Raw genomic sequence first — 13,242 nt, forward strand, 5'->3', positions numbered from 1 at the left:
AGGTTCTGCCATTTGGCAGAACCTTTATTCTGATAAAAATGATATCAGGCTACCGGAACTTTAAGATTTTTATAGCGCTGGAAAACCGGCGTATTAATCTCTTGTGGGTTCTGTAGCTGCCATAAGTTACGCGTTATACCATCATTAATCAGATAAATAACGCCGGTTTCAATGGCGGACATCAGGCACATCATGACGGGTTCATTTGAGGTATAACCCACTTCACCTTCCAGCAAGCGCTGATAATCGATAAAGCGGAATACTCCGGCCTGTACTTCATAAGAAAGTATGGTTTTACTGGTATTCACCGATGAAAGAATCTCCCCGGTGCTAACATTAACGACCCTTAAATTAACGGCAATCTGATCGAGTTGATATTGGGTACTTCCCCCGATACCAAAATACCGTGCACCGATTCCCCCTGATTTTACATTGCTTTCGTAACCGATAATGGAACCTTCAATCAGTACGTTTGCTGCGACCAGTGAGGAAAGTGGCTGCATATTATTAACTGCCGCTTTACCATTCTCTTGAGCTGCCCGAATAATTTTTCGTTCATTTAACAGATTTTGCAGACCTTGCCGCTCCAGCGGAATAAACCAGTTTGAATCTTTTAATGCAGATATCAGCATAGCCGTCGCACTTTGTGGCACAGAGGTAGAGAAGTTACTGGCCGGATAAGGTTTAAACTGTCCGGTTTCATCCTGAATATTGTATACCGAGACAAAAATTTTACCTTTTGGTGTCGGTAACTGTGTTAAGTCCTGATAGCTGGGGCTACGCGGTAATAGCGTTGGTTCAGCGGCTTGTCTTGGTGGGTTGGTGAGACAACCATTTAGTAGAAACAGGCTGGCAAGTAATAAGAGATGGCGCATAGGTCGTTACCTTGTCTTAGTTAGCGCTGATACTGGTCAAGCCATCGACTTGAATGGTCGAGCTTTTACCACTGGCACGATCGAGAATATTCATGGTCAGGTTGCCGTCGGTATTAGTAACATCAACAATAAAGTCTTTTGTCACCAGCCGGCCTGGTTTTCCCTGATTGATGTTGCCCATCAGGCTACCCAAAAGTTGGGACTGAATGGCTGAGGTAAAATTATCCAGCGCCGAAGGCGTGGAAGACTCAAAATCGTATCCATCAGGATCTTTATACGAGTTCTGAGCATTGGCTTCAGATAGCAGATAAGAGCCATTATTGGGGTTACCACCAAAATTAGGATTAACAAACTGAAATACCATGTTTCCTCCCCAGGAGAGGGGAGAGAACAGAAGCAAAGATAGAACAATGTTTTTGATGCGCATAACACTCTCCTTAAAACTCATCTCGGGTTAAGTCACCGGTATTCAGAAGGCTTTGATCTATCTGCCTTCTGGCCAGCTTTTCTGCCACTTGGTCAATGGCTAATTCTATGTTGCGATTAAAGTCGCGTTTGGTTGGAAACAGAAACGCCTGATGTAACACGTCCTGATCGATTTTTATGGTTATCCAGCTTCCCCAGCGTGCGCTGGGCTTTTCGCTGATGGTGATATTTCCTTTAAAATCTTTATCCCATTTATCACTAAAGGCGCGGTAAAAATCGTGTCCGGTGGCGGTTACCGTGTGATCGGTAATCAAACCAGGCACTTCAACTTCAACAGCCGATGCGATCGGGCTAAACGTTAAAAAGAGTGAAATGACAGCAGCCGACAGATAACCGTTCATGATTCAGCGCCTAAGATGTTCATTAGCCCAGGTTGCTGCCTGAGTGCGATTCTTCACGGAGATCTTCTTAAACAGGTTATACAAGTGAGTTTTAACCGTGTTTTCACTAATGAACAGCAGTCTGGCAATCTCTAAGTTAGAAGCACCCATACTTAACTTATGCAGAATCTCTTTCTCTCTATGAGTCAGGTCGGCTGTATTATCACTATGGTGATAATGGTAAAACCGTGACTGATTAAGCAGGTGACTGGCTAATCGTTGAGAAAAGTAATACTCGCCGCCCAAGACACTACTGATTCCTTCGATTAACTTCTCCTGATCGGCAGAGAGGTAAAAAACAGCGCTAATTTGTGGCCATTTTTCAATTTCTTCAAAGTGATAATCTTCGGGAGTATTTAGCAATAGTAATTTAATACGATCGCGATTTTGGTTGAGAACCCCTTGCCAAAAAGTAATTAATTTTCTGTCCACACTCATTAAATCGAATAAAATTAACACCTTTTCTGTTGGTGGTTCATCAAAAGGCTTATGAATATTTTGCAACTTAACATTAATGGGTAAGGCTGTATTTAATTGATGTAATAGTGCTGTGGCTAATAACGACGGTTGTGTTATTAACAGCAACAGGCTTCTGTTTGCTTCATTACTCATAATGAAACTCCGAAATAATAGACAAACCCATCCGCGCAGAATCTTTGATACTGCAGTAAAAATAATTGGTTAATGACTTTTTATTTTCATAAAAAGATGTCATCTGAAATATATATGACAATTAGATTAATGTTTTTTGGTTTTATTAATTCCTTCAATTGTGTGTTTTTACACATACTCAGTCTAGTATTAACGATTTCTAAAGCAAGGTCTATTTTTGTTGCAAAATGTTTCTTTTAGTTTATAACATTGTCAATTAATTCAACTAACTAATGATGGGTATGATTTAAAAAATCAATAAAATCATGCGGTGGTGCTATTTAATAAAGCAATTTGCATTGTGAAACGTAATTTTTTTCCACGCTATATGGCGCATTTGAGATATATCTAATAGCTACTAATTATTTCTTAATGATGAATGGGTTAGTTAAATTTTCAATTTTTTGATAATTGAATAATTAATTTTATTTATTTTAGAGTTAAAGGGTTGGGTAGTATGGTAATGAGGTTGTTTTATTTTCTAATATGGACTTTTTATATGGACTAAATGATCAATTTTGCTTTTTAAAATTAAATTTTAATGAAAGGGTTTACTTTGGCGTTAGTTCTAAAACTTTTGTATCAATACTATTTTTAAAAAATACGAAAGGCGGGTGAGTTTTTTATTTTTGAGCGATTGCATACTCAAGTCATTATGTAGCGAAGAGAATAATCATGATTGTAATTATCTGAAAGAAAATCATTGATTTTATTCTTCATGTTTATGACTAAGTCAGCCCACTAGATTTAATCAGGGTGACAAAATGAAAAAGTTGATATGTGCATTAGCGTTGCTTTCTGTTTCTGGCGCATCGATTGCTCAATATGACATGGCGGGTTCTGAATTTGTTTCATCAGATTATCAGATGAATAAAGGTACCGTTTCAGGGCAAGGGAGTCGTATGAATATTGAACAAAATGGCACTTCTAACCTGGCTGTTGTTGTACAAAAAGGGGGAGGCAACCAGGCACAGGTCAAGCAATCGGGGAGCAATAACACGGCCGTTATGTCCCAGAGAGGTATCGCAAATAACGCTGAAATTATTCAAGTCGACGCTAACAATGTGGCTTATATCGCGCAATCTGGCGTGGCGAATTCAGCGTCTATTGAGCAATCAGATTTTGATAATGAAGCTTATATTATCCAAAAGGGTAAAGGGAACGTAACGCAAATTATTCAAAACGGTGTAAACCGGTCAGCCGGTGTTATACAAAATTCGTCAGGAATGGCCATTCGAGTGATTCAACACTAAGAATGACTGTTTTTTGATAATCATAGAAAGCCTATATACGACGGGGTAGTATCATGAAACTGTGGAAAATTATTGCGTTAACATCATTAGTTCTTTCTGGCAGTGCTATGGCCGGTCATCCTGGTCATACTAATCCGCCAACAACGACACCTCCAGCGGTACCTCAGTACACTTCAGCATCTGCTGAAATTCGTATCTATCAGGCAGGCACCAGCAACTTTGCTGATGCCAGTCAAACTCAGGCGTATAAATCTTTAACGGATATTGAGCAACGTGGCGATCGCAACAAGTCTTTCAGTAACCAGAGTGGAGACAACAGTTTAATCAACGTTGACCAATTTGGTAATGATAACCTTAGCGTAGCGGCACAAACTGCCAATAAAGCAGCGATCTATGTTTCTCAAAGTGGTAGCGGCAACGTATCTGGCGCTGCTCAGAGCTATGATGGTGGCTTAATCACCGTTAACCAAAATGGTGCGGGTAACGTCGCATACTCTAACCAACACTAATTTCAGTTCTTTCTATGTAAAAACAGGGCTATTTGCCCTGTTTTGTTTTTTGGTTTTTCCTGAGGAGTTCTTATGTCTTTTTTACTCGCTGCCGCCCTCAGTAACCAGCTCTGGTTTAGTATGCAGCAGGATGCCCATTACTACACGGTTACCCCCATGGTAAATCTTGATAGTAGCTGTGAATGCACTATTTCAATAGAGGTTCAACGTAAAGGCAGTCAGGGAGAGAGCCGAAGCCTGCAACAAAGCCACATCTCTCTGAAAGCCCAAAAAGAGCATGCATTAGGACAAATGAAGTTCAATGTTGCTCAGGGCGACCGGGTGGATATTACCGTTACGCTAAGCAATGGTAGCAATATAGAAATAAAGAAGCAGTGGAGTTCATCACCTGAGGTTTGATTTTCAGATTGCAGAGGTTTTTCTGGACGTGATTAAATTGCAGACATAAAAAAACCGGCATCGCCGGTTTTTTTAAGAAACGCTCAACATTAATTACATAGCGTTGATTTGTGCAGTCAGGTTTGACTTATGACGCGCAGCTTTATTCTTATGAATTAAGCCTTTTGCTGCCTGACGGTCAACAATTGGTTGCATGTCATTAAATGCTGCCTGAGCAGCAGCTTTGTCACCTGCTGTAATCGCCATTTGTACTTTCTTGATGAAAGTACGCATCATGGAGCGACGGCTAGCGTTATGCTTGCGGCGCTTCTCAGATTGGATGGCGCGTTTCTTAGCTGATTTGATATTAGCCAAGGTCCAACTCCCAAATAGTTTCTTGAGGACATTCTAAAGGCGAAGGAATATGCCCTTTCGACCTTCTTTTGTCAACGGATTTGTGCAAATTAGCGCCGCCATTTTCTCTTTTTACTAAAAAAAGAAGGGGCGACACCGCGGTTATCGATGGCGCAGAATTCTAACAGCTTTGTACAACAGAATACAGTAATTAACGCGTTTTCTTTATGTAGATGTTGAAGATATAAGCATTACTGTATATTTATCGGTAGATTAACGCCTGAAGATCATAAACCACAGAAGATTTTCGTTTATCGCGTAATCGCGGGTTAACCTTAGGCGCGGCTATTGCTATAATCGATGGTTTCCAACTGTACAGAGCCCAAAACTGATTATGGAGCTGATTCGCGGTATACACAATATCCGACCTCGCCACCACGGGTGTGTTTTGACGATTGGTAATTTTGACGGCGTTCATCTTGGACATCAGGCGTTATTACGTCAGTTAAAGCGAGAAGGTGAACGTCTGGGCCTGCCAACCATGGTGATGATTTTTGAACCCCAGCCGTTGGAGTTATTTGCCCCGCAGCAGGCACCCGCAAGGCTGACACGCCTGCGTGATAAGTGTAAGTATCTGGCGCAGGCCAGTATCGATTATTTGCTGTGCGTGAAGTTTGATTCTGTTTTTGCAGCCAACAGCGCAGAACAATTTATTTCTCAATTGCTGGTAGATTTGTTGGGTGTTAAGTTTTTAATGGTTGGCGATGATTTTCGCTTTGGGGCGAAGCGGCAGGGAGATTTCTCTTTGCTGAAAACTGCCGGAGAAACCTTTGGTTTTTCTGTCGCCGATAGCGAAAGTTTTTGCGAGTCGGGTACACGAATCAGTAGTACCATCATTCGTCAGGCGCTGCGGGACGATAATCTGGCTCTGGCGGAATCTTTACTTGGTCGACCATACAGTATGTGTGGAAGGGTAGTTCATGGTGATGAACTGGGGAGAACGATTGGTTTTCCCACGGCAAATCTCCCTATGAAGCGACTGGTGGCTCCAATTAAAGGTGTGTATGCCGTAGAAGTGCAGGGGCTGGCAGATAAGCCATTGCCTGGTGTTGCTAATATTGGCACCCGTCCTACGGTTTTCGGCGTACGTCAGCAGCTTGAAGTACATTTATTAGATGTTGATATGGACTTGTACGGCCGCCATATTGATGTAGTAATCAGAGAAAAATTACGTAGCGAGCAGCGTTTTGCCTCGCTGGATGCTTTAAAACAGCAGATTGAAAATGATGTCGTGACCGCCCGTGAATATTTTGGGCAAGCGGTACGGACTTAAATATCTAGCCGAGAGATAGGGAACCGAGAATCGAATGACTGACTATAAGAACACGTTGAATTTGCCGGAAACCGGTTTTCCAATGCGCGGCGATTTAGCCAAGCGTGAACCGGATATGCTAAAACATTGGTATGAATCAGACCTTTATGGTGCGATTCGCCAGGCCAAAAAAGGGAAGAAAACGTTTATTCTTCACGATGGCCCTCCTTATGCAAACGGCAGCCTTCATATTGGTCATGCGGTAAATAAAATTCTCAAAGACATTATTATCAAGTCAAAAAGCATGTCCGGATACGATGCGCCATATGTACCGGGCTGGGACTGTCATGGGTTACCTATTGAGCTGAAAGTAGAACAACTGGTGGGTAAACCAGGTGAGAAAATCAGCGCAGCTGAATTCCGTAAAGCTTGTCGTGACTATGCGGCGGAGCAGGTTGAAGGCCAGAAAAAAGATTTTATCCGTTTAGGTGTGCTGGGTGACTGGGATCATCCATACCTGACGATGGAATATAAAACTGAAGCCAACATCATCCGTTCTCTGTCAAAAATTATCGGTAATGGGCACCTGCATAAAGGCGCTAAGCCTGTGCACTGGTGTATTGATTGCCGTTCATCTCTGGCGGAAGCAGAAGTTGAATATTATGACAAAACCTCTCCTTCTATCGATGTGCGTTTTGCTGCTGTTGATCCGGCGGCAGTAGCTGCTCAGTTTGGTGTAAACCAGCTGAATGGTTCAGTTAATGCCGTTATCTGGACGACTACGCCGTGGACTTTACCGGCAAACCGCGCGATCTCTTTGCACCCTGAGTTTGAATATCAGTTAGTTCAGGCCGGAAGTGACAACCTGATTCTGGCAGCGGATTTGGTCGAAAGCGTGATGAAACGTGCTGGCATTGATAGCTGGAAAGTTATGGGCAGTGCAAAAGGCGCTGACTTAGAGCTGATGCGCTTTAAACACCCATTCCTGAATTTTGATGTGCCTGTTGTATTGGGTGAACACGTTACGTTGGATGCGGGGACGGGTGCGGTACATACTGCTCCTGGTCACGGTCCTGATGACTATGTGATTGGTCAGAAGTATCAGTTAGAAGTGGCTAACCCGGTTGGTCCGGATGGTTGCTATCTGCCAGGAACCGGTGCTGGCCTTGATGGCTTAAACGTATTTAAAGCCAATGATGTGATTGTTGAGATGCTGCGTGAGCAGGGTGCTTTATTGCACGTTGAAAAAGTGCTGCACAGTTATCCATGTTGCTGGCGCCATAAGTCACCGATCATCTTCCGTGCAACTCCTCAGTGGTTTATCAGCATGGATCAAAATGGATTGCGTAAGCAGTCACTGGAAGAGATCAAAAGCGTTCGCTGGATCCCTGATTGGGGTCAGGCACGTATCGAAAACATGGTAGCAAATCGCCCGGACTGGTGTATCTCACGTCAGCGTACCTGGGGTATGCCTATGTCACTGTTCGTTCACAAAGATACCGATGAACTGCATCCGCGTGCATTAGAAATCATGGAGCAGGTAGCTCAGCGCGTTGAACAGCATGGTATTCAGGCATGGTGGGATCTGGATCCTAAAGATGTATTAGGTGAAGATGCCGAAAATTATGTGAAAGTGCCGGATACGCTGGACGTTTGGTTTGACTCGGGTTCGACTCACTCCTCCGTCGTTGATGTACGTCCTGAGTTCCACGGACACAGCGCGGATATGTATCTGGAAGGTTCTGACCAGCATCGCGGTTGGTTTATGTCTTCCCTGATGATTTCAACCGCGATGAAAGGTAAAGCACCTTATCGTCAGGTTCTGACTCACGGTTTCACCGTGGATGGTCAGGGCCGTAAGATGTCAAAATCTATCGGTAACACCATTAGCCCACAAGACGTAATGAATAAACTGGGTGGCGACATCCTGCGCTTATGGGTAGCCTCAACGGATTACACCGGTGAAATTGCCGTATCTGATGAAATCTTAAAACGTTCAGCTGATGCTTATCGTCGTATTCGTAACACCGCGCGTTTCCTGCTGGCTAACCTGAACGGTTTTGATCCGGCAAAAGATATGGTGAAACCAGAAGAGATGGTGGTTCTGGATCGCTGGGCCGTGGGTCGTGCTCTGGCTGCGCAAAATGAAATAGCTGCCAGTTATGATAATTACGACTTCCATGTGGTTATTCAACGCCTGATGCAGTTCTGCTCTGTTGAAATGGGCTCGTTCTATCTGGATATCATCAAAGATCGTCAGTACACCGCAAAAGGCGATAGCCTGGCGCGTCGTAGCTGCCAGACTGCGCTGTATCATATTGCCGAAGCATTGGTACGCTGGATGGCGCCGGTAATGTCGTTTACTGCGGATGAAATCTGGAACTATCTGCCAGGGGAACGTGAGAAGTTTGTGTTTACCGGTGAATGGTATCAAGGGCTATTCGGTTTGGCTGATGGCGAAAGTATGAATGACAGCTATTGGGAAGAATTGCTGAAAGTGCGTGGTGAAGTGAACAAGGTGCTGGAGCAGGCGCGTAACGATAAGCAGTTGGGTGGCTCTCTGGAAGCATCAGTGACTTTATTCGCCGAGCCTGATTTAGCTGATAAGTTAAATGCACTTAAAAATGAGCTGCGTTTTGTACTGCTGACGTCTGGTGCGAAAGTTGAACCGATTGCTCAGGCAACAGCAGATGCACAGCAAAGCGAAATGATGAAAGGTTTGAAAGTTGGGCTGGCTAAAGCACAGGGTACTAAATGTCCTCGTTGCTGGCACTATACGCTGGATGTTGGGCAGAATGCTGAACATCCGGATCTTTGTGGTCGCTGTGTAACTAACGTTGCCGGCAATGGTGAAGAGCGTAAGTTCGCCTGATGAGCAAATCTATTGGTTCTACCGGACTCCGCTGGCTATGGCTGGCGGTTGCCGTGCTGATTGTCGATCTGGCCAGTAAGTTTTGGGTGGTAAAAAATTTCCGCCTGGGCGAATCGGTGGATTGGCTGCCGTTCTTTAATTTCTACTATGTGAGAAATTATGGTGCAGCGTTTAGTTCCTTTATGGGGCAGCGTTGGGCGCTGGCAGCCGTAGCGATAACAATTACCATCGTATTAATGGTGATGATGTACCGCACCGCGGCAACGGCTAAATGGAGTAACATTGCTTTTGCACTGATTATCGGTGGTGCGTTGGGCAATCTGTTTGATCGCCTGTACCATGGTTTTGTCGTCGATTTTTTTGATTTTTTCATTGGTGACTGGCACTACCCAACGTTTAACGTGGCTGACTGTGCAATATGCATCGGTGCAGTGATGGTCGTATTGGAAGGTTTCATTTTCTCTAAAAAAGAGAAAAAAACAGCATAACGCAAGTCACAGTAATGTAACGGTTTTATTGGCGGTGTAGCCAGCATGGTTGCTGACTACACCGTATATATATTTGGAGAGTAAAAATGCAGATATTGTTAGCCAATCCGCGAGGTTTCTGTGCAGGAGTCGACCGGGCTATCAGTATTGTTGAGCGTGCGCTGGAAATTTATGGCGCTCCAATTTATGTACGCCATGAAGTGGTGCATAACCGTTATGTCGTCGACAGCCTGCGCGATCGCGGTGCGGTATTTATTGAACAGCTTAATGAAGTTCCTGATGGTGCAATTTTAATATTTTCTGCACATGGTGTGTCTCAGGCGGTTCGTGCCGAGGCCAAAGCCCGTGATTTGACAGTATTCGATGCCACTTGCCCATTGGTAACTAAAGTTCATATGGAAGTGGCTCGCGCCAGCCGTAAAGGCCGTGAGGCAATTTTGATTGGGCATGCAGGGCATCCTGAAGTGGAAGGCACCATGGGGCAGTACAGCAATCAGGATGGCGGAATGTATTTGGTGGAGTCACCAGAAGATGTATGGCAATTAAAAGTCAAAAATGAGAAGAATCTCTGTTTTATGACGCAAACGACCCTGTCTGTTGACGATACTTCCGATGTCATTGATGCATTGCGTGAGCGTTTTCCGGATATTATTGGCCCGCGTAAAGATGATATCTGCTATGCCACTACCAACCGTCAGGAAGCGGTGCGTAATTTGGCCCTGCAATCGGATATGGTATTGGTGGTTGGTTCAAAAAACTCATCTAACTCAAATCGTTTAGCGGAACTGGCACAACGTATCGGTAAACCGGCCTATTTGATTGATACTGCAGAAGACATTCAGGAAGAATGGGTGAAAAACCTGAATTCTGTTGGTGTAACCGCTGGCGCTTCCGCACCTGACGTTTTGGTTCAGGCTGTCATCACTCGCTTGCGTTCTCTGGGTGGGGAGCCGGCAGTAGAAATGGAAGGGCGCGAAGAGAGTATTGTATTTGAAGTGCCAAAAGAGCTGAGAGTTAAGCAGGTGGAGTAAACCTGAATAGCTATTTTTGAGCAAAATATTTGCGGGCTGATATATTCAGCCCGTTTTTATTTCCATCGTTTTGTATTTCATCAATATAAGCTTAGCTTTTAATTAGTTCTGCATAATTAGTAAATTTATTTGTCACCGTTCAGGGTGAACGTTAATCTGGTAGTTAAGTTAGTTACAGAATAAAAATTCAGAGGAACATTATGACCAATAAGCAGGTTAGGATTGCGATTGCTGGTGCCGGCGGGCGAATGGGGCGTCAGCTTATACAGGCTGTTCATCAGGCAGAAAACGTAACGTTAGGCGCCGCGCTGGAACGTCGTGGCTCTTCACTGGTTGGCGTTGATGCCGGTGAGCTGGCTGCGATTGGTCAGATTGGTATTCGGGTTAGCGATAATCTGGAAGCAGTAGCGAAAGATTTTGATGTGTTTATTGATTTCACTCGCCCTGAAGGCACGCTGGAACATATCTCTTTTTGTCGCCATCATCATAAAGCAATGGTTATTGGTACCACCGGATTTGATGAGGCTGGTAAAGCGACTATTCAGCAGGCTTCAGCAGAAATTCCTATCGTATTCGCTGCAAACTTTAGCGTTGGGGTTAATCTGGTGCTTAAATTGCTGGAGCAGGCGGCAAAGGTAATGGGAGATTATACTGATATTGAAATCATTGAAGCTCACCACCGCCATAAAGTTGATGCCCCTTCAGGTACTGCGCTGGCAATGGGAGAAGTTATTGCCGATACACTAGGTCGGGATCTAAAAACCTGTGCAGTGTATGGGCGAGAAGGACATACTGGCGAGCGAGCTCGGGAAACTATCGGATTTGCTACCCTGAGAGCTGGCGATATTGTTGGAGAACATACGGCGATGTTTGCGGATATTGGTGAGAGAGTTGAAATTACTCATAAAGCCTCCAGTCGTATGACCTTTGCCAATGGTGCCGTAAGGGCTGCCGCCTGGTTAAGTCAACATGACACTGGTCTTTATAGTATGCGTGATGTTTTATCGCTTAATGATTAGTTTTATTTAGCTTATATCGAGATTAGTCGGTTTTTTCGTTGGGTTAATCTCGATATTTTATTTTTAATTTATTTATAATCATAATGTTAAGTTAAATAGTTTATATTATGACTGATTGTGGTTATTTTAAGATAATTCTATTCATTTTATTATCTTATCCTTCGTTTTTTATCCTTAAGTCTCATTTTTTCATCTGTATTTTTCTTTTTTGTATTCAAATATCAATTTATTCTATCATGTACTTTAGCAATCGTTTTCTAAGCATGGTTTATTGATGTTTATTGCCATTACATCTCAATTTTTATGTTGAAGTGCTAAAAATATAACAAAAAATATGTGTTTCGGTAGACAAGAGGCGGTTCGATCATTAGAATGCGCCCAATTTGCCCAAAATTTGCCAGTAAGGCTTTTTTTGTGCCTTTTTAAAAGGTATAGTTGTGAATTAATATGCATATTTTGTGACTGTTTATTCTAGGAGGGTGTTTTGAGTAAGACAGCGCTACTGGTTCTCGAAGACGGAACCCAATTTCATGGTCGGGCCATCGGGGCCAAAGGGATGGCAATTGGGGAAGTCGTTTTTAATACCTCAATGACAGGCTATCAAGAAATCCTTACTGACCCATCTTATTCCCGCCAAATTGTTACTCTTACTTATCCCCATATTGGAAATGTCGGCACGAACTCTTCAGATGAAGAATCCGCTTCAGTTCATGCACAGGGATTAATTATTCGTGATTTGCCGCTGATTGCCAGTAACTACCGCAATCAGGAGGGGCTGTCAGAATACCTGAAACGCCACAATATAGTTGCTATCGCTGATATTGATACTCGTAAATTAACCCGTTTGCTCAGAGAAAAAGGGGCACAAAACGGCTGCATTATTGTTGGTGATCAGCCGGATGCTCAGTTGGCTTTGGAAAAAGCGCGTGCCTTCCCGGGTTTGAAAGGGATGGATTTAGCCAAAGAAGTAACGACTCAAGAGTCTTACCGCTGGGCGCAGGGCAGTTGGACGCTGGAAAATGATTTACCTGCTATAAAAAATGACAGTGAGCTGCCTTACCACGTCGTCGCTTATGACTATGGTGTAAAACGCAATATCCTGAGAATGCTGGTGGATCGCGGCTGCCGTCTGACGGTGGTTCCGGCACAAACTTCCGCAGAAGAGGTCTTGAAACTTAATCCGGATGGTATTTTCTTGTCAAACGGGCCGGGAGATCCGGCACCCTGTGACTACGCAATAAAGGCTATTTGCCAACTGCTGGAAACCGATATCCCGGTATTCGGTATCTGTTTAGGACATCAACTACTGGCTCTGGCTTCCGGAGCGCAAACTATCAAGATGAAATTTGGTCACCATGGGGGTAACCACCCAGTGAAAGATCTCGATGCCAATAGCGTCATGATCACGGCACAAAATCATGGTTTCGCGGTAGATGAGTCTTCATTGCCAGCCAATTTGCGCATCACCCATAAATCGTTGTTTGATGGTACATTGCAGGGTATTCATCGTACCGATAAAGCCGCGTTTAGTTTTCAGGGGCATCCGGAAGCCAGCCCAGGCCCACATGATGCTGCACCACTGTTCGACCATTTCATCGAACTGATTGAATCTTATCGTTCTACTGCTAAATAAA

14 protein-coding genes are annotated in these 13,242 nt (G+C 43.8%); 9 read left to right on the top strand and 5 right to left on the bottom strand.

Annotated elements, in window-relative coordinates; translation table 11 throughout:
• Positions 1-44: 44 nt before the first annotated feature.
• From csgG to csgD, 4 genes are read right to left on the bottom strand one after another with little or no spacing between them, the layout of a single operon-like run.
• Positions 45-875, bottom strand: a complete 831-nt coding sequence (gene csgG / locus I2494_RS05825) for a curli production assembly/transport protein CsgG (protein WP_218466161.1) — start codon at positions 873-875, stop codon at positions 45-47.
• A gap of 16 nt (positions 876-891) precedes the next feature.
• Complete coding sequence (csgF, locus tag I2494_RS05830; RefSeq protein WP_218466162.1) at positions 892-1,302, bottom strand: curli production assembly/transport protein CsgF; 411 nt, start codon at positions 1,300-1,302, stop codon at positions 892-894.
• A gap of 10 nt (positions 1,303-1,312) precedes the next feature.
• Entirely contained in the window at positions 1,313-1,702 is a 390-nt protein-coding gene (csgE, locus tag I2494_RS05835) for a curli production assembly/transport protein CsgE (protein ID WP_218466163.1), read from the bottom strand.
• Between the two features lie 3 nt (positions 1,703-1,705).
• Complete coding sequence (gene csgD, locus I2494_RS05840; protein WP_218466164.1) at positions 1,706-2,353, bottom strand: biofilm master transcriptional regulator CsgD; 648 nt, start codon at positions 2,351-2,353, stop codon at positions 1,706-1,708.
• An 803-nt stretch (positions 2,354-3,156) separates the two neighbouring features.
• On the opposite strand from csgD, the gene I2494_RS05845 reads away from it, so the two are divergent.
• The 3 genes from I2494_RS05845 to csgC all read left to right on the top strand — a co-directional run bounded on the left by I2494_RS05845 (position 3,157) and on the right by csgC (position 4,553).
• Positions 3,157-3,645 carry a curlin gene (locus I2494_RS05845; RefSeq protein WP_218466165.1) on the top strand — a complete coding sequence of 163 codons (489 nt, stop codon included), beginning with the start codon at positions 3,157-3,159 and terminating at the stop codon, positions 3,643-3,645.
• Positions 3,646-3,698: 53 nt separating this feature from the next.
• A complete protein-coding gene (locus tag I2494_RS05850; protein WP_218466166.1) occupies positions 3,699-4,154 on the top strand; it encodes a curlin in 456 nt (151 codons plus the stop codon).
• A gap of 72 nt (positions 4,155-4,226) precedes the next feature.
• Positions 4,227-4,553, top strand: a complete 327-nt coding sequence (gene csgC / locus I2494_RS05855) for a curli assembly chaperone CsgC (protein WP_218466167.1) — start codon at positions 4,227-4,229, stop codon at positions 4,551-4,553.
• A gap of 93 nt (positions 4,554-4,646) precedes the next feature.
• Here csgC and rpsT read toward each other — a convergent pair whose 3' ends face one another.
• Complete coding sequence (rpsT, locus tag I2494_RS05860; protein WP_130592380.1) at positions 4,647-4,907, bottom strand: 30S ribosomal protein S20; 261 nt, start codon at positions 4,905-4,907, stop codon at positions 4,647-4,649.
• A gap of 373 nt (positions 4,908-5,280) precedes the next feature.
• On the opposite strand from rpsT, the gene ribF reads away from it, so the two are divergent.
• The 6 genes from ribF to carA all read left to right on the top strand — a co-directional run bounded on the left by ribF (position 5,281) and on the right by carA (position 13,241).
• On the top strand, positions 5,281-6,219 hold the full coding sequence (gene ribF, locus I2494_RS05865; protein ID WP_218466168.1) for a bifunctional riboflavin kinase/FAD synthetase: 939 nt from the start codon (positions 5,281-5,283) through the stop codon (positions 6,217-6,219).
• Positions 6,220-6,253: 34 nt separating this feature from the next.
• A complete protein-coding gene (gene ileS / locus I2494_RS05870) occupies positions 6,254-9,070 on the top strand; it encodes an isoleucine--tRNA ligase (protein WP_218466169.1) in 2,817 nt (938 codons plus the stop codon).
• Positions 9,070-9,558 carry a signal peptidase II gene (lspA, locus tag I2494_RS05875; protein WP_218466170.1) on the top strand — a complete coding sequence of 163 codons (489 nt, stop codon included), beginning with the start codon at positions 9,070-9,072 and terminating at the stop codon, positions 9,556-9,558. The genes ileS and lspA overlap by 1 nt, the downstream gene beginning before the upstream one ends.
• A gap of 86 nt (positions 9,559-9,644) precedes the next feature.
• Positions 9,645-10,589, top strand: a complete 945-nt coding sequence (gene ispH / locus I2494_RS05880; protein WP_218466171.1) for a 4-hydroxy-3-methylbut-2-enyl diphosphate reductase — start codon at positions 9,645-9,647, stop codon at positions 10,587-10,589.
• A gap of 200 nt (positions 10,590-10,789) precedes the next feature.
• Positions 10,790-11,608, top strand: a complete 819-nt coding sequence (dapB, locus tag I2494_RS05885; RefSeq protein WP_218466172.1) for a 4-hydroxy-tetrahydrodipicolinate reductase — start codon at positions 10,790-10,792, stop codon at positions 11,606-11,608.
• A 484-nt stretch (positions 11,609-12,092) separates the two neighbouring features.
• Positions 12,093-13,241 (top strand): glutamine-hydrolyzing carbamoyl-phosphate synthase small subunit, encoded by a 1,149-nt coding sequence (carA, locus tag I2494_RS05890; RefSeq protein WP_218466173.1) that lies wholly within the window; start codon positions 12,093-12,095, stop codon positions 13,239-13,241.
• The last annotated feature ends 1 nt before the right edge of the window (position 13,242 follow it).

Source organism: Limnobaculum allomyrinae, from assembly GCF_016649425.1.
GTDB classification, from domain to species: domain Bacteria; phylum Pseudomonadota; class Gammaproteobacteria; order Enterobacterales; family Enterobacteriaceae; genus Limnobaculum; species Limnobaculum allomyrinae.